This is a genomic window from Bacillus sp. EAC (assembly GCF_002156875.1).
In the GTDB taxonomy this organism is placed as follows: Bacteria; Bacillota; Bacilli; order Bacillales; family Bacillaceae_G; genus Gottfriedia.
This window is the reverse complement of the sequence record NZ_NCSY01000014.1, coordinates 1-17691: the sequence shown is the minus strand read 5'-3', so window position 1 is coordinate 17691 and position 17691 is coordinate 1. Positions and strand designations below refer to the sequence as shown.

Below are 17691 nucleotides of genomic sequence, written 5' to 3'. Positions count from 1 at the left end.
CTTAGGGTATGAAAGTGTTATTTTTATCATTGTATGGATTAATATGGACAAAAACATTTTCAACATCATCCTGCTCCATTAGTTTGGCTTTCACACTTTTTCCAATTTTATGACCTTCCTCAACAGTGATATAAGGATCGACTGATACTTTAATATCAATAATGACATAATAACCATGCTCTCTAGCGTAAAGAGTATTTATTTCTCTTACCCCTTCTATGTTTCGAACGATGTCTTTATATGGTTCAATTTCTTCTTCATGGAGGACATGATCCATTGTTGTATGAATAGATTCAGCCCCAATGTCCCATGCCATTTTTAAAATCATAATTGCAACAATTAACCCAGCAGCTGGATCAGCATATAAAAGGACTGGCATATTGAACTTAGTACCAAGTATCGCAATCCCAATTCCAATCATTGCAGCAGCAGAAGAATATACATCAGATCGATGTTCATATGCATTTGCGATGATTGCATCACTATTTAACTTCTTCCCAAGCGCATATTTATATCTGAACATCCATTCTTTTAAAAAGATTGATATAAATGCAGCTAATAATGCGATTAATTCTGGAGAATGGATTGGTTTAAAAAAAGATGTTATGGATGATTTTCCTATTTCTATGCCAACGATAAATAAAAGAACCGCAACGATAATAGCTGCAATTGACTCAGCTTTCCCATGTCCATAAGGATGATCCTCATCCGGAGGCATTTTAGCCGCTCTAAGACCGAATAATACAGCCAATGAGCCTACTACATCAGATGCTGAATGAACTGCATCTGCCATTAATGCCTTACTATTTCCTATGTAACCAATAATTACTTTAACAATTGCTAAAAGTAAATTACCATATATTCCGATATACGCTCCTTTTCTGGCTTCCCTATACCTTTCATCTTGTTCCATGCTTTGTACCTACTTCCTTTAAATCTACACATTAAAATAGTATTTTCAATTTGTCATAATCTAAAACAAAAAAGAGTATAAGCATTAGCTTATACCCTTTTTAAAATTTATTTAGCTTCTTCTGTCTCTATTACTTGATTTTTATCAAGTTCACGACCTTTAATAAATAACCAAATTTGTGAAGCAATAAAGATTGAAGAATATGTTCCTACTACTAACCCTACTAATAAAGCGATTGAGAAGTTAAGTATTGCATGACTTCCAAATAATAGTAATGCCAGTACTGCCAACACAACAGTTAGAACTGTTTTTACTGAACGTCCTAATGTTTGACGAATCGACTCATTTACGATTTCATTTAATTCTTCTCTAGTACGAATCTTCTTCTTCAGTTTCATATTTTCACGCACACGGTCAAACGTAACAATCGAGTCATTAATTGAATAACCAACGATCGTTAATACCGCAGCAATAAATGTAATATCCACTTCTAATCTAAAAATACTGAAGACTACGATGATGAAAAATGCGTCATGTAGTAAGGCAATTACTGAAGCAATTGCATATGAGAATTGGAATCGTAATGATACATAAAGAATAATTCCAACTGAAGCGATAATTAGCGCTTTTATTGCATTAGCAGCTAATTCTTTACCTACTACTGGGTCAACTGTACTTACATTCGGTTCGATTCCAAATTTAGAAGTAAAATCTTTTTTCAATGCATTAATTTCATCTTTTGATAATACACCTTTGAAAGCAATTGAACCGGCTTTAGCACCGTTTGTTGAAATTGTAGTACTCTCAGGAGTAAGATTCATTTTCGATAATTCACTATTAACAACCTGTTTTGTAACAGCAGATTTCGATTCGAATGTAACTCGAGTTCCACTCGCAAAATCAATCCCTAAATTCAAACGGAAGACTGCAAGTATGATGACTCCGATGATTAAAGTAACGATTGAGAAATAAACAAACTTACGGCCAACCTTAACAAAATCGACTTTATCATATTTTGTAGGTGGATGTGCTAAGTTATGATTTAAACCTAGAATCTCACTTTTCTTAACACCAAACCAAGTTTTTTTATTATTTAAGTAACGACTTTGAACTAATAATGAAAGTAATAAGCGAGTTCCAAATACAGCAGTTAAAAAGCTCACTAAAATACTTACAATTAAACTTGTCGCAAATCCTTTTACTGAACTTGTACCAAAAGAAAATAGTACAACTGCAGCAAGTAATGTTGTTATATTCGCATCAAAAATTGTACCAAATGAACGTTGATTTCCTGCACGATATGCTGATGCAACTGACTTACCTAATTTAAGCTCGTCCTTCAAACGTTCAAACGTAATTATATTATTATCAACCGCGATACCAACCCCTAGTATTAATGCCGCGATACCTGGGAGAGTTAATACTGCATTCATCCAATCAAATACAAGTAAAGTCACAAAAGTATACGCCATTAACATAATGCTAGCGATTAAGCCTGGGAAACGGTAGAAATAAAGCATAAACAAGAAGATAACCGATACTCCGATAATCCCAGCAAAGATTGTTTCATGAAGTGCATCTGTACCAAATTTTGCACCGATTGAAGTTGAGTACATTTCTTCAAGATGTACAGGAAGTGCTCCTGCATTTAATAAATCCGCAAGTTCTTTTGCACTTTCAACTGTGAATGTAGAACCAACAATTGATAATGAATCATCAGTAAATACTTGATTTACACTTGCAGCTGATAAGAACTTTGGTTTTGGCTTAGCTGATTCTTTTTTAAACGAATCCTGGCCTTCTTTAAAATCTAACCAAATAACCATCATATTATTTGGAGCACCCATTTGTAGAACCTTTGTTGTTACATCTTTAACTTTATTAGCATCTTTAAACGTAATCGATACACTTGCTTTACCCATTTGATCAAATGTTTGCTTAGAAGCACCCTCTTTTAAGTCTGCCCCTGTCATTAACACCTTGTCGTTCACATCACGAATTGTTAAATTCGCTTCAGTTGAAAGAATATCACGAGCTTTAGCTTGATCTTTTACACCAGCTAATTGAACACGGATTCGATCTTTTCCTTCAACTTGAATATTCGGTTCACTAACACCTAATACGTTTACACGTTTCTCAAGTGCTTTTGCAGTACTTAATAATACATTTTTATTAATTTTGTCGTCTTCTTTGATCGGTTTAACTTTATAAAGTACTTCAAAGCCACCTTGTAAATCAAGGCCAAGCTTTATGTTTTTTGCAGTACCAAATACAGTTGTGCCTATTACTGCTGCTAATACAGCAATAATTAAGAAGAAGGCAACGATTCTGTTACGCTTCACCATGTTGTGAATTTCCTCCTCTATCATGTCCAAGTCTTAGTACAAATAATGGTATGTATTCTTTCTTTTATTATACAAAGACATTTTTTTTATTGTCAATTATTGGTTATATTGACTCACCAAACTGCCAAATTGGAGATTTAAACGATTCAATTCGAATAAAATTCATATAATCATTTACCGTTAATGAGAGTATGTCTTCTACAAGTTGAAAAAGCTTTGGTTCTTCCTCATTCTTTCGCCATAAAGTTTTCTCAAGACATTGCCACAATTCTTCTCCACTAACCGTATCGTATCCAAGCATTTTAAACTCTTCCAACTTACTTTCCAGAACTACACGTAGTTTCGGTTTAAATTCAGCAACTTGTTCATGAAATATCGACATACTCTTCCCTCCTAATTTTTCTGTATATTTAGAAAAATAATTTTAGTCCATTATTATTTCAGTCTCTTGATGTTGAACTTGTCATGCTTGGTTACTTTTCTAGCATATATATAATTGTAAATCATTCTAGGCAGTTTGAGAAGGTGGTAAACGTTATGACGAAGCAAACGTTTTTAAGAGGAACGTTTTTTTTACTCATTGCAGGGCTAATAACGAGAATATTAGGGTTTTTTAATCGCATTGTTGTTGCTCGAATAATGGGTGTAGAGGGCGTCGGATTATATATGATGGCTGTTCCTACATTATTTCTAGTAATGACTCTTACTCAATTAGGGTTACCTATCGCAATATCCAAATTAATTGCAGAAGCAATGGCACAAAATAGACAAGATCGAATTAAGAAAATTTTAGCTGTATCGATGACGATCACGGGAATCCTCAGTATTATTTTTACTACTGCAATGATTTCACTTGCGCCTTTTATTGCTAAAAATTTATTAACCGACGAACGAACAATGTATCCGTTAATCGCAATTGCACCTGTTGTTCCTATTATTGCTATTTCATCCGTATTACGTGGTTACTTCCAAGGTGTACAAAATATGCGTCCGTCATCATTTTCTCAAGTTATCGAACAAGTTGTCAGAATCGTATTAGTAGCTGTTTGTACAAAGACATTTTTACCTTATGGAGTTGAATTTGCTGCCAGTGGCGCGATCATTTCATCTGTATTCGGTGAATTAGCATCATTAATGTATATGTTGTATGTTTTCAAAAAGGAAAAGAATGCGAAATTCCTAACTGGTTTTAAGACAAATATTAAAGATGGAAGAAAAACATTAAGTGACTTATTAAGTATCGCTTTACCTACAACTGGTAGTAGATTGATTGGATCAATTTCTATGTTTTTAGAACCGATCGTTGTTTCTCAAAGTTTAGCCCTCGCTGGTTTAACAGCAGTAGCTGCTACTAAACAATATGGTTTACTCTCTGGGTATGCGTTACCTTTATTATTATTACCAGCATTTATTACTTACGCTTTATCAACATCGCTTGTTCCTGCTATCAGTGAAGCGATGGCAAAAAAAGACCGAGTTACAGTTGAAAGAAGATTACAACAGTCCCTTCGCTATTCAATGATTGCAGGTGGTTGGTCCGTTGTTATCCTTTATGTATTTGCTTCTCCAATATTAACTTTAATGTATAAAAGTGACCAAGCAACTCCATTTATCCTTTTATTAGCACCTTGCTTTATTTTTTACTACTTCCAAGGTCCACTTCAAGCAGTTCTTCAAGCACTTAACATGGCAAATTCTGCAATGATCAATAGTTTTGTCGGCTCCGTCGTTAAAATTGCATGTATATTATTACTTGCAACAAATCCAAAATTTGGAATTACTGGTGTCATTTTAGCGATGAATATTAGTATCGTAACAATTACCGTTTTGCATTATTTTACAGTATTAAAAGCCATACACTTCACTATTTACATTAAAGATTATGTCTATTGCTTAATAGTCTTAGGAGCCTGCATTTATTTAGGTTCTTTTATAAAACATTTTGTTGTGTTTTCATCTTCTTTATTAGTACAAACCTTAACGAGTATTTCTATCGTAACTCTAATGTACTTCCTATTAATTCTTTTATTTAACTTAGTAAAGAAAGATGAAATCATCCGAATCCCATTTTTCAAAAAATTAATGCCTAGATAAAAAATTAAAATGCCAATTATTCAGCAAATCAAGCGAATAATTGGCATTTTGTTACTCAACTTTGTTATCTATAAAGATCTCATCATCTAACAAACTACAGTAAGACACCTGTTCTACGCTAGTATATCCGTTACTTTTTAATTGCTGTAGTAACCACACTTTATCTTTATTATAATGCTTTAAATTGTCTTCTTGAACGATTCCATCGAGTATAAGAGGAAAAGTCAGTGAGCTACGATTTGCATTATTTGCATCCTTCTTAAAAACGGATAGTTTTCCTGTTGGTTCGAGGATCGCATAGTCAACTTCTCGTATATCCCCGATATCCTTTTCTCTTAATTGCAACAATAAATCATCAAAAGTGTATCTTTGCTTTCTCATTTCTTTATCATTTACTTTACCATTCGAAATGATTAAAACCGGATGACCATCTAATAGTTTCCTGAATTTTACGCTTTTAAGTGAAATAAATGAAAATATTATTTGAATGACTACGATTAGTAACATAGGATATGCAACTTTAAAAATTGGTTCATTATGACTTTCGATTCCAATAGCTGCTATTTCAGTCAATAAAATATAGACAACTAAATCTAATAAACTTAATTCACCAATTTCTCTTTTCCCCATTATTCGGAAGAAAAACGCTATGATTAAATAGATCGCAATCGTACGCATTGTCATCGAACCTATTTCCATGTTGAGACCTCACATTCAAACCGACTTAATTTGCTTAAATATGTATTATTAACAACTTTTTCTAAAAGTCTGTTTTACGTATACTTAGTTGCTATTAATAATGAAGTTTTGTAGATTTCCACTCCAAGATGTTCGCTTTCTGTGGGGCAAGTAGTGTGCTTCCTGTAGGTTCTCCCTAACTCGCTGCTCTCACATAAGTCACTCATCTTCACTCCAAACATCTTCTTTTACAACTACAATTAATTTAAAATCTCTTTTATTAAAGTTTTAATATTTTTTTGTAATTAGTTCTTAATTTTACTATCTGTATTTATGCTATAAGTATTCTAAAAATTCATCTTATGAATATGCTTGTATTAAAGAGTGTACAAGGGGGAATTTGAATGAAAAAAACAGCAGTAGCTGTCTCTTATGGTGTCTTAACCATTTTATTATTAGTATTGTCAATTAGCTTAATTTTATCATTAATACTGAGATTAACTTCACTTACAGAAGCAAGCGTTACCTCGACTACTTTTATTCTTTCATTCATTATCATGCTAATTGGTGGTTTTGTGACTGGAGCTAAGGGGAAAGAAAAAGGATGGCTTCTTGGATTATTAACTAGCGGTGCATATTCCGTTGTTGTATTTTTTGTCCAATTCCTTGGATATGATCGCGCATTTTCAAAAGAACAATTAATGTATCATGCCATTTTTTTTGCAATCTGTATGTTAGGATCAATATTTGGAGTGAATGCTGCAAGCAATAAACACTATAACAAATAAGGTTAAAATAATAGATAAAAAAGCTAGGTTCATGTGAACCTAGCTTTTTTGACTTTATTATGCTTTGACTTTCTTATCACGAATTGCATTACGTTCAAATACTAAGCGTGTACCGTCAGTCGTTTTTAAAGTGATTGTGTTGTTTTCTTCATCGATTCCATCAACGAAACCATGTAACCCACCAATTGTTACAACTGCATCACCTTTTGCAATTGAAGCTTGCATCGCAGCTGTAGCTTTTTGGCGTTTTTGTTGTGGACGAATTAGCAAGAAGTAAAAAATTACGAACATTAAAAGTAATGGTAAAATCTGAGTTAGTGCCATTATTCATTTCTTCCTTTCATTATGTAAAATTAGAAGTTCCTAGCATTCGGTTTATTAAAACCATATTGTTCGAAGAATTCTTCTCTGAAATCTCCTAAACGGTCCTCACGAATAGCTTGACGAACTTGTTCCATTAATTGTAACAGAAAATATAAGTTATGATAAGTAGTCAATCTCATTCCAAATGTCTCTTCACATCGAATTAAATGACGAATATATGCTCTTGTATAGTTTTTACATGTATAACAATCACAATTTGGATCAAGTGGAGTATAGTCATCTGCATATTTTGCATTTTTAATAACTAATCTTCCCTCACTAGTCATACATGTACCATTTCGTGCTATACGAGTTGGAAGTACACAATCAAACATATCTACTCCTCGAATCGCTCCGTCAATTAATGAGTCTGGTGAACCGACACCCATCAAATAGCGTGGTTTATCAGTTGGTAGTAAAGGAGTCGTAAATTCTAAAACTCTATTCATAACATCCTTAGGCTCACCTACAGATAGGCCACCGATCGCATAGCCTGGGAAATCTAATGATACTAAATCTTTCGCACTTTGTTTACGAAGTTCTTCATATTCTCCACCTTGTACAATTCCAAATAAACCTTGGTCTTCAGGGCGACCGTGTGCATTTAAACAGCGTTCTGCCCATCTACTAGTTCTTTCTACGGAACGTTTCATATAATCATATTCTGCTGGATATGGTGGACACTCATCAAACGCCATCATAATATCAGAGCCTAAAGCATTTTGAATTTCCATTGCTTTTTCAGGGGATAAGAATAATTTATCTCCATTTAAGTGATTACGGAAATGAACGCCTTCCTCTTCAATTTTACGGAATTGGCTTAAACTAAATACTTGGAAACCACCAGAATCTGTTAAAATTGGTCGGTCCCAGTTCATGAATTTATGTAAACCGCCTGCATTTTTTATGATTTCATGGCCTGGTCTTAACCATAAATGGTATGTATTGCTTAAGATAATCCCTGCTCCCATTGATTTTAGATCTTCAGGAGACATCGTTTTAACTGTTGCCAAAGTACCAACTGGCATAAATGCTGGTGTCTCAAACGAACCGTGTGGTGTATGGACAATCCCTAATCTCGCACCAGTTTGCTTACAAGTTTTTATATGTTCATAACGAATAGCTGTCATTTTTATATTCCTTTCAATTCTTAAAGTATTAACATTGCGTCGCCAAAACTAAAAAAGCGATATTTTTGCTCTACAGCTTCTTTATAAGCCAACAGAACTGCTTCTCTTCCTGCTAAAGCACTAATTAACATGATTAGAGTTGATTTTGGTAGATGGAAATTTGTAATCATTCCATTAATTCCCATAAATTTATAACCTGGGAAAATGAAGATAGACGTCCAACCACTGCAACCTATAAATTCACCTTTATTTGCAGTTGCAATTGTTTCAACAGTACGAGTAGAAGTTGTACCTACAGTAATTATTCTACCACCATTAGCTTTTGTTTCATTTAACAGTTTAGCCGTTTCATCAGACATATAATAATATTCAGCATGCATGTCGTGCTCTTCGATTGATTCAACACTTACTGGTCTAAATGTTCCAAGCCCTACATGCAATGTAATAAACGCTAATTTGACCCCTTTTTGCTGAACTTTTTCAAGAAGTTCTTTTGTAAAATGCAAGCCAGCTGTAGGTGCTGCCGCTGATCCAATTTCCTTAGCAAATACCGTTTGATATCTATCTTTATCGTCTAATTTTTCTTTAATATAAGGAGGTAATGGCATTTCACCTAGCTGGTCTAGAATTTCGTAAAAAATCCCATCATAACTGAACTTTAATTTTCTTCCGCCTTGATCACTAGAACCTACGCATTCTGCTTTTAAACGTCCATCTCCAAATACGATTACTGTTCCTAATTTTACTCTTTTTGCTGGTTTCACTAATGTTTCCCAAACATCTTTTTCTTCTTGTTGAAGTAATAATACCTCTATTTGAGCACCTGTATCCTCTTTTTCACCAAATAGTCTAGCCGGCATAACTTTCGTTTCATTTAGTACAAGACAATCCCCTTCAGTTAAATAATCTAAAACGTCAGGAAATTGTTTATGTTCAACTTTACCAGTTTCTTTATTTAACACCATTAGTCTAGAAGCCTCACGGTCCAATAGTGGTGTTTGAGCGATTAATTCCTCTGGCAAATCAAAATCAAATAAATTTACATCCATACTTTCACCTGTTTCTAATTAATACTTAAAATCTAGTTCGTTCGATAATATTTTTCAAATAGTTTGAATTTCTCTATTTTATTTTTTCTAATTAACTTTCACCTTATTTTCTCCCAAAAAAGGAGAAAATAAGTGAAAGTAAAATACTAATGATTATGCAAGTTACAATTGGGAAATAAAAAGAAACATTCCCTTTTTTAATGAAGATATCCCCAGGTAGTTTACCAACAAAGCGTATAAACAAACCAACAACTAATAAAACGATACCTAGTGTTATTAATACTTTTGATAAATCGATCATTGCTGTGGTTCCTGTATTCCAAAATGTTTGTATGTTAAATCTGTAACGATTCTACCTCTAGGTGTCCTTTGAAGAAAACCGATTTGAAGTAAATATGGTTCGTAAACGTCTTCAATCGTTTGAGATTCTTCTCCAATCGATGCAGCAATCGTATCGATGCCAACAGGACCTCCACGAAAACGTTCAATTATGGCTAAAAGTAGTTTATGATCAATATGATCAAGACCTACTTCATCTACTTGCATTTGAATTAGTGAACTTTTAGCAATATCAAAAGTAATTATCCCACTTCCTTGTACTTGTGCGAAATCTCTCACTCTTCGTAGCAAGCGATTTGCAATACGAGGAGTACCTCGTGATCTTCTTGCAATTTCTAATGTTGCGTCTTTATCGATTTCCATTCCAAATAATTCTGCAGTTCGCTTAACAATCATTGCAAGTTGTTCAACAGTATAAAATTCCAATCGATTTAAAACACCAAATCGATCTCGAAGTGGTGCAGAAAGTAATCCAGCTCTTGTTGTAGCACCGATGAGCGTAAAAGGCGGTAAATCGATTCTGACTGATCTTGCAGTTGCGTCTTTACCGATTACGATATCAAAGAAAAAATCTTCCATCGCAGGATATAGCACTTCCTCAACCGTACGTGGTAAGCGATGGATTTCATCTATAAATAATACATCACCCGGCTGTAATGAAGTTAAGATTGCTGCCAAATCTCCTGGACGCTCAATAGCAGGACCTGAAGTAGTTTTAAATCCAACCCCAAGCTCATTTGCTATAATAGCAGCTAAAGTAGTTTTACCTAATCCTGGAGGACCATATAATAAAACATGATCTAATGATTCATTACGCATTTTGGCCGCTTCTATAAAGACCTGTAGATTCTTTTTAACTTTATCTTGTCCTATGTATTCTCTTAAGACCTGAGGTCTCAGTGAAAGTTCATGATCGAATTCTTCTCCTTGACTCTCGCTTGATATGATTCGGTCTTCCATTGTCATTGTCATCACCTCTTAGCTTGCAATAATAATTGAAGAGCTTTTTTAATATATTCATCTGTTGAAAGAGTTTCGGCTTTTAGTAATGGTACAATCTTTTTAATCTCTTTTTCTGCATATCCCAACGCTTTTAGTGCTTCCATTGCATCATCCAATGAAGAAGCTGCATTTTGTTCTTGTTCAATTGCATCTAAATCTGTGAATAAATCAACTTGAACCGTACCAAATACTTTTTCAAGTTTTCCTTTCAGATCCAGAATCATCTGTCTTGCTGTTTTTTTGCCAACACCTGGGAATTTTGTTAAGAATGCTTCGTCTTCTTCCTCAATAGCTTGAACAATTTTATTTGGTTCTCCTGTAGCAACGATCGCTAAAGCACCCTTAGGACCGATTCCTGACACACTTAATAATTTCTGAAATAAAGTTCTTTCATCAAGTGTTTTAAAACCATATAACATCATAATATCTTCTCTTACGTAATGATGTGTATAAACTTTAATCAATTCTTTCGCAGGTCTAAATACAAATGGATTTGGTGTATATAATTGATATCCTAGCCCATTATGATCAATAACAATATATTCGGGTCCTACCCATTCTATATTTCCAATTATATATTCGTACATGGTACTCTCCCCTTTTTACATGTATTCCATTGTACCATATAAAGAAGAAGGAAAAAAATAGTCGACCGTCGAAAATAGTGATTTTATAACGAATATATATCTAATGCGGAGGCAATTAAATGAGCATGTTTCCAATCTTAACAACAGAGCGCCTATTTTTAAGGGAAATTAATGTAACAGATTTAAACAGGATGTATACTATTTTATCCAGAGAAGACGTCACAAGATATTACGGCCTAGACGCTGTAAAAAATAGTAGCGAAGTGATGGAACTAATCCATTATTTCAGAGAAATGTACGATACGAAAAAAGGAATACGGTGGGGAATTATAAATAAGCAAACAAACCAATTAATCGGTTCATGTGGATTTAATGCTTATCAAGAACGCAATAAAAGAGCTGAAATTGGATATGAACTACATCCAGATTCATGGGGAGTTGGATATGCTGCTGAAGCAGTAAAAGCCCTATTAATGTATGGTTTTGACACTTTGCAACTAAACAGAATTGGTGCAATCGTCTACCCTGAAAATCTTCCTTCACAAAAACTACTGGAAAAAGTAGGGTTTACAAAAGAGGGATTTTTAAGAGATTATTTAATTCAAGGTAACACATCACATTCTACATTTGTCTATTCAATTTTACGAAATGAATGGCATGGAATCTGAAATGATAACAGTTTGCCCTTTATAATAGAATCAAAAGAAAAATGGACTTGGGAAACAAGTCCATTTCAATTAATGTTCAATTACTGCGTATTGTCTTAAATAATTCAACATATAATCATAGCGTTTTTTAGTGGAGATTTTTATTCCCTTTTCAAGCTGTTTCTGTTTATTTACTTCTAGTTTACTCGTATCTATCTGAAAAAATGATTCAATTATATTATTACCACTTGGCATACCTATATATAAATTCAGCATCCCTTTCGAATTAATTCCCATATATCCTTTAGATTTTAAAGTCGGTGAAAGGTCATTTATCTTCTTCATGAGAACGATTTGATCGTCATTCTCTTCTATCACTTTCCAATCATTAAACTCTCTTTTTACTTCATCAGTTGTTTTATGCTGGTTGATATATATTTCTTCGACTACTTCTCCGTTAATATAAATTCTATGCAAAATAATCGTGATTCCTTTTTCAGATGAATCGTCATAAATACTAGTTTGTTTAAGCTCTGCTAATGTTTCAGTTTGTGTAGGAATCAATATAAAAAACAAACTTACAAATATCAAAATCAACTTACTCACAAACATCAACTCCTATAGACATATTAATGCAAGCTTTTTTAGTTTGACCATTAATTTTATCTTTATCCTACAATTTTAAACTCTTTCAAAAAACGCAATATACAGGTTTGGTACAACCTCAATCTTTTTAGTAAAAATGAAACCAGAACTTTTATATAAGTTAATTGCTGGAAGATTATCAGCTCCTGTACTTACGATTATTTTTTTCTGATCGATAATGTCATTTAAAAAGTAATTAACTAAGTTTCTAGCTATCCCTTGTTTAAAAAACATAGGATGAACTACCAACCTACAAATTTGATATTCACTTTCCGATTCTGTATATGATAAAAACGCTTTTAACTCTTTATTCTCACTATAACCAATAAAAATTTCAGTAGATGAAGTGATAGTCTCAACAGTATCCATTAATTGAGGTATACCATCAAATCCGATTATTTTGGCTTCTACTTTGTATGCTGGGATTTGTACATTTAAAATTAAATTTGCTATTCTTTCATCTTTATTATCTAATCTTTTAATCATAGATTACTCTCCCTTAAAAGTGTTTTATGTATTTTACTATTATCTCACTTTCCTTTTTCGATTGAACAGTACAATTCTCAGAGCGCTAATAGTAAAAACCCCATCAACATGTTAAATTGATGGGGTTTAATATTATCTTATGCATTGATCGTTTGATTTCCATTAAGTTCGTTACCGAATTGTTTTTTGAAATTCACTCTAAAATAAACGAATGTAATCACACTGAATAACATGATGAACCCAGCTAATATACTTAAATTTTGCCACATAAAACTGAAGTCCCCTGTTGAAATTACAGCTTTAAAAGCATTTACAGTATATGTCATTGGTAAGATCGCATTAAAATTTTGCAAGAAATCAGGTACTAATTCTAATGGGAATGTACCAGCACTAGTCGTTAATTGTAAAATTAATGCAATAATTGCTAAGAAGCGGCCAGCATCACCAAATACAGTTACTAAAAACTGAATTAAAGTTAAAAACGCAAAACTAGCAACCATACTGATTAATAAGTAGTATGATAATGATTTTACATCTAAACCTAGAAGCATGACTAATGCAACACTTGCAATGATCGATTGAATAATTCCAACACCAATTAATATTCCAGTTTTACCTGAGTACCAGCTAAATGCGCTACTTGGTCTTTTTGCTGCTTCTCTTAACGGGAATACCACAGAAAGTAATAAGCCACCAACATATAATCCCATTGATAAGAAATATGGTGTAAAGCCTGTTCCATAGTTCGGTACTGAATTAACACTTTCCTTCGATAATTTTACTGGATCAGAGTACATATCCAATTGTTTATCATTCGTTCCAATATGTTTAGTTGCTGTTTTTGCCTCACCAAGTTTAGAAGATAATTCATTTGTTCCTTCTTTAATTCTTGATAGACCATCTTCTAAATGTACTGAACCGTCTTTTAATTGGTCAACTCCTGATACAAGTTTTGGCGTATTTCCATTTAGTGTAGAAATTCCGTCTGCAATTTGACTCATTCCACCAACTAATTTTAAAGAGTTGCTATTTAATTCATTTGTACCGTTAGCAAGCTGATCGATTCCATCAACAAGCTGTGGTGTTTTTTCATTTAGCTGATTTAAACCATTCGATACTTGAGATTGACCATTTACTAATTTTAAAACACCTGACGCAAGCTCTTCGTGCGAACTATTTAATTTACCAGCTCCATCAGCTAATGATTTACCACCTTCATTTAATTTATCTGCACTAGCTGATAATTGAGACACACCATTTGAAACTGACTTACTTCCAGCAACGAGTGCTTCAATTTTTGCTTTATAAATTGCTTGCTGTTCAGCTGGCAAGGATGATAAAAGTGGCCCGATTTCTTTTTGAAGCTGCTCAATCCCATCTGCTACTTGCTTAGCTCCTGTTGATACCGAAGTGGCACCTTGCTGCCATTGGCTTAATCCTTGTGATATTGATTTTGATCCAGCTAGTAATTTTTCAGATCCCTCATGAAGTAGTGGCATTTTCCCATTTAACCGGTTTAATCCGTTACTTACTTCAATAGACCCTTCTGCTAATTGATTTATTCCAGAATGAAGAGGTCTAGCATTACTCTCTAATTGCTGTAATCCGTTATTTACTTTCTTTACTCCGTCAGTATATTGGTTCAATCCTTTTAATTCTTGTTTTGAACCATCTTCTAATTTTCCAACGCCTTCTTTTAATTCAATTGATTTACTTGAAAGCTCTTTTAAGCCATTCGCTAATTTAGTAGAGCCATCTTTAGCACTTCCTACACCTTTATCTAATTTTGAAGAACCATCACTAGCTTTTGAAATTCCGTCCGTTAACTCACCGATTTTATCATAAATTGTTTCTACGTATGTTCGGGAAATTGTATTTCCAATCTGTTCTTTAATTTTTTCAGCAGCTGTACCGCCTATTTGACCTGATAAGAAGTTAAACCCTTCATTCGGAATATATTCCATTGTTAGTTTTTTCGGTTTATCGTCTAATACTGTTGCTGCATTGCTTGAAAAGTTCCTTGGAATTCGAACAATCATATAGTAGTCTTGATTTTCTAAGCCTTTACTTGCAGTTTTATTATCAACAAAATGCCATTGAAAATTATCGTTATTCTTAAGATTTTCAATAAATTCATTACCAATTGTAATTTTCTTTCCTTCTAATTCAGTACCTTCATCAAGATTTACAACCGCTACTGGTAGTTGATCTAATTTTTCGTATGGATCCCAAAAAGCCCATAAAAACATTCCACTATATAATAATGGTACGAGTAAAACAGCAATTATAGGTATTAACAACTTTTTATTGCGAACTATATTGCTAAATTCTTTTGCGAATTGTGTGTTCAAAACTTATTCCCCCTTGTACATTTTGACCAAATTGTTCATTTGGTCATTTTTGTTTATAAATTAAATGGATATCATTTAGATAATCCATTTAGGATATAAAAATTAAATAACTCCTTCATCTTTTCTGGGCTCAGAGCTTCATGGTCTTTTTCCCATTCAATCTTTAGAGTTGTATAAAGTCGTAGCATGATAAGTGCAGTCATTTCTGGGTCACATTCGACTATTTCTTTTTTGTCTATAGCTTCTTCAATTTTCTTTTTAATGTAAGTAATTATCGAACTGTTTAATCGGTTTATTGCATCATTCACTGCTACCGTTCCAATTTCTTTTTGTTCTTGAAGTAGCTTGATCGTTAAATCATGTTCTTGATGGAATGCAATGAAGACTTCAATCCCTTTATTTGCTTTATCAATAAATGAATCTTCATCTCGTATCGATTGTTCAGCTAAATATTTCATTTCAATAATTAAATTATTAATAATTTCATCAAATAATTCTTCTTTGTTTTTAAAGAAAGTATAAATTGTTCCTTTTCCGACATTCGCTTGCTTTGCTATTTGACTCATCGTTGTCGCTTTATAACCAAATATCGTAAAAGATTTAGTAGCCGCATCAAGTATATATTGCTTTTTCATATTAAATCACCTCATAATCCATTTGAACATTTTGACCATAAACGTTTTATGGTCATTCTAAGATATTCCCACTTTAGCATATTAAGTTGCCATAATCAAACTTTTTATTTCATTTGTTTCATCCCCAAGAAAATCTGTTTTCATTTTGCAGCACTTTCCAATGACTCGTTGCAAATGTAGTAAATTCTAAAAGGAAGAAGCAATTGCTTCTTCCTTTTCAACTTAATGGTTTGGGTTTGCTATATCCTTAACACCATGTTTTACATTTCGATACATATCTTTAACATCGTTTTTTGTATTTTTTAAAATGTTCGTTGTATCATTTGGAATATTCATAATATCATTACGAATATTTCCATCGAATGTTACATGTACATTTTTCCCACTTGTATACGGTGTTAAAGTATCTTTAATTTTCGAACGAAGTGCACTTTCATCAACGTTTTTATCATTTAAATCTATAGCAATCAAAACTTGGTCTCCAACAACAACTGAACTAGCACTTTTTACATTTGCCATTTGTTCAACTCGTCTTGAAATCTGATCAGCGTATTTTCGATCCCCTTCACTCATACGTGTATTCGTACTAATATTTGTAAATGGTACAATTGGCGTATTCGTTGTATTATTCATATTGTTGTTCGTATTATAACGAACTTGATCCGTTAAAGAATAATTATTTGTATAATAATTAGCATTTCTTCCATTTTTCCCGTCACGGACTATACCATCATTTGTATATTCACTACTTAGTCCTTCATTAATGCGGTCATTCCCGAAATGAACATTTTGTCTTGCATAATTATCTCTATTATTAGGATAATTCATGTTATTTTCATAACGATCATTAACCGAATAAGGGTTAGTCGGTCTATTGTCAAAGTTTACTCTTTCGTAACCAACGTTTTTCCGATGGTTCATTGCATTATTATCAGTACCACAACCTGATAAAGCTAACGCAGTGAAAACAGTACCAGTGGCTACGATTAAACCTTTTTTATTCAATATAAAAACCTCCCTTTAATTACAGCTAATTGTAATACAACTCGTATTACACAATTAGCTTTGCCTTTTAAAGAGGTTTTTAATTTGTTAATTGATGGATGGCAATTTAATATAATGTTAAAAATAATGTAAGAAAAGACGATTCATTTTCGAATCGTCTTTTCCATTCCTATCTGTATTATTGCTCATCTTCCTCAAAATATGGAACACCATATGAAGATTGATTTTGTGCGTATGGAGTGAACAACTGTGAGTTTGGATCAAAGTAAGGATTAGATTGATCTCGATACATTGGTCCATCATATGGTGAAATATTTGGACCCATATTACCATCGAACTTAGGATAGTCCATTGGACCAGTATAAGCTGGTAATGTTTGTGGGAAATTTTCATTTGGACCATAATAAGCCGGTAATGTTTGCGGTGCATTTGGTCCATAATATGCTGGCATTGTTTGTGGGAAGTTTTCATTCGGTCCCATATATGCTGGCATTGTTTGCGGTGCATTTGGTCCGTAATATGCTGGCATTGTTTGTGGGAAATTTTCATTTGGTCCATAATATGCTGGTAATGTTTGCGGTACATTCGGACCATAATAAGCCGGTAATGTTTGTGGCGCATTTGGACCATAATA

Annotated in this window: 18 protein-coding genes and 1 pseudogene; 3 read left to right on the top strand and 16 right to left on the bottom strand. The window is 33.3% G+C overall.

Annotated features, from left to right (window positions below):
- Position 1: 1 nt before the first annotated feature.
- From B7R65_RS18680 to B7R65_RS18670, 3 genes are all read right to left on the bottom strand, one after another.
- Positions 2 to 913, bottom strand: coding sequence for a cation diffusion facilitator family transporter (locus B7R65_RS18680; RefSeq protein WP_088044344.1), 912 nt, complete (start codon positions 911 to 913; stop codon positions 2 to 4).
- 107 nt (positions 914 to 1020) lie between these two features.
- A complete protein-coding gene (gene secDF / locus B7R65_RS18675; protein WP_088044343.1) occupies positions 1021 to 3258 on the bottom strand; it encodes a protein translocase subunit SecDF in 2238 nt (745 codons plus the stop codon).
- Between the two features lie 103 nt (positions 3259 to 3361).
- The gene (locus tag B7R65_RS18670) at positions 3362 to 3640 is read right to left on the bottom strand and encodes a post-transcriptional regulator (RefSeq protein WP_088044342.1); all 279 of its coding nucleotides are present in this window, start codon (positions 3638 to 3640) and stop codon (positions 3362 to 3364) included.
- Between the two features lie 155 nt (positions 3641 to 3795).
- Between B7R65_RS18670 and spoVB the strand changes: the two genes are divergently transcribed.
- The gene (gene spoVB, locus B7R65_RS18665) at positions 3796 to 5352 is read left to right on the top strand and encodes a stage V sporulation protein B (RefSeq protein ID WP_088044341.1); all 1557 of its coding nucleotides are present in this window, start codon (positions 3796 to 3798) and stop codon (positions 5350 to 5352) included.
- A gap of 51 nt (positions 5353 to 5403) precedes the next feature.
- On the opposite strand, the gene B7R65_RS18660 is transcribed toward spoVB, so the two are convergent.
- On the bottom strand, positions 5404 to 6051 hold the full coding sequence (locus B7R65_RS18660) for a DUF421 domain-containing protein (protein ID WP_088044340.1): 648 nt from the start codon (positions 6049 to 6051) through the stop codon (positions 5404 to 5406).
- A gap of 383 nt (positions 6052 to 6434) precedes the next feature.
- Here B7R65_RS18660 and B7R65_RS18655 point away from each other — a divergent pair, with 383 nt between their 5' ends.
- Positions 6435 to 6818, top strand: coding sequence for a TIGR04086 family membrane protein (locus tag B7R65_RS18655; protein WP_088044339.1), 384 nt, complete (start codon positions 6435 to 6437; stop codon positions 6816 to 6818).
- 57 nt (positions 6819 to 6875) lie between these two features.
- Here the strand turns inward: B7R65_RS18655 and yajC are convergent, their stop codons facing one another.
- The 6 genes from yajC to ruvA form a co-directional block, all read right to left on the bottom strand.
- Positions 6876 to 7145, bottom strand: a complete 270-nt coding sequence (gene yajC, locus B7R65_RS18650) for a preprotein translocase subunit YajC (protein ID WP_373419598.1) — start codon at positions 7143 to 7145, stop codon at positions 6876 to 6878.
- Positions 7146 to 7171: 26 nt separating this feature from the next.
- Positions 7172 to 8311, bottom strand: a complete 1140-nt coding sequence (gene tgt / locus B7R65_RS18645) for a tRNA guanosine(34) transglycosylase Tgt (RefSeq protein ID WP_088044337.1) — start codon at positions 8309 to 8311, stop codon at positions 7172 to 7174.
- A gap of 20 nt (positions 8312 to 8331) precedes the next feature.
- Positions 8332 to 9360: a tRNA preQ1(34) S-adenosylmethionine ribosyltransferase-isomerase QueA gene (queA, locus tag B7R65_RS18640; RefSeq protein ID WP_088044336.1), complete on the bottom strand. Its 1029-nt coding sequence runs from the start codon at positions 9358 to 9360 to the stop codon at positions 8332 to 8334.
- A 103-nt stretch (positions 9361 to 9463) separates the two neighbouring features.
- A complete protein-coding gene (locus B7R65_RS18635) occupies positions 9464 to 9661 on the bottom strand; it encodes a DUF2905 domain-containing protein (RefSeq protein WP_088044335.1) in 198 nt (65 codons plus the stop codon).
- Positions 9658 to 10659 carry a Holliday junction branch migration DNA helicase RuvB gene (ruvB, locus tag B7R65_RS18630; RefSeq protein ID WP_088044517.1) on the bottom strand — a complete coding sequence of 334 codons (1002 nt, stop codon included), beginning with the start codon at positions 10657 to 10659 and terminating at the stop codon, positions 9658 to 9660. Before ruvB ends, B7R65_RS18635 begins: the two co-directional genes overlap by 4 nt.
- An 11-nt stretch (positions 10660 to 10670) precedes the next feature.
- Positions 10671 to 11288, bottom strand: a complete 618-nt coding sequence (gene ruvA / locus B7R65_RS18625; RefSeq protein ID WP_088044334.1) for a Holliday junction branch migration protein RuvA — start codon at positions 11286 to 11288, stop codon at positions 10671 to 10673.
- Positions 11289 to 11407: 119 nt separating this feature from the next.
- Between ruvA and B7R65_RS18620 the strand changes: the two genes are divergently transcribed.
- The gene (locus B7R65_RS18620; RefSeq protein ID WP_306298489.1) at positions 11408 to 11956 is read left to right on the top strand and encodes a GNAT family N-acetyltransferase; all 549 of its coding nucleotides are present in this window, start codon (positions 11408 to 11410) and stop codon (positions 11954 to 11956) included.
- A gap of 69 nt (positions 11957 to 12025) precedes the next feature.
- On the opposite strand, the gene B7R65_RS18615 is transcribed toward B7R65_RS18620, so the two are convergent.
- The 6 genes and pseudogenes from B7R65_RS18615 to B7R65_RS21430 all read right to left on the bottom strand — a co-directional run.
- Positions 12026 to 12541 carry a BofC C-terminal domain-containing protein gene (locus tag B7R65_RS18615; RefSeq protein WP_179194926.1) on the bottom strand — a complete coding sequence of 172 codons (516 nt, stop codon included), beginning with the start codon at positions 12539 to 12541 and terminating at the stop codon, positions 12026 to 12028.
- Between the two features lie 75 nt (positions 12542 to 12616).
- Positions 12617 to 13066: a GNAT family N-acetyltransferase gene (locus B7R65_RS18610; protein WP_088044332.1), complete on the bottom strand. Its 450-nt coding sequence runs from the start codon at positions 13064 to 13066 to the stop codon at positions 12617 to 12619.
- 137 nt (positions 13067 to 13203) lie between these two features.
- Positions 13204 to 15417: a YhgE/Pip domain-containing protein gene (locus B7R65_RS18605; RefSeq protein ID WP_256941410.1), complete on the bottom strand. Its 2214-nt coding sequence runs from the start codon at positions 15415 to 15417 to the stop codon at positions 13204 to 13206.
- A 71-nt stretch (positions 15418 to 15488) separates the two neighbouring features.
- A complete protein-coding gene (locus B7R65_RS18600; protein ID WP_088044331.1) occupies positions 15489 to 16052 on the bottom strand; it encodes a TetR/AcrR family transcriptional regulator in 564 nt (187 codons plus the stop codon).
- A gap of 222 nt (positions 16053 to 16274) precedes the next feature.
- On the bottom strand, positions 16275 to 17057 hold the full coding sequence (locus tag B7R65_RS18595) for a YhcN/YlaJ family sporulation lipoprotein (RefSeq protein WP_088044330.1): 783 nt from the start codon (positions 17055 to 17057) through the stop codon (positions 16275 to 16277).
- 178 nt (positions 17058 to 17235) lie between these two features.
- Positions 17236 to 17691: pseudogene (locus B7R65_RS21430) on the bottom strand (hypothetical protein); the annotation flags it as partial.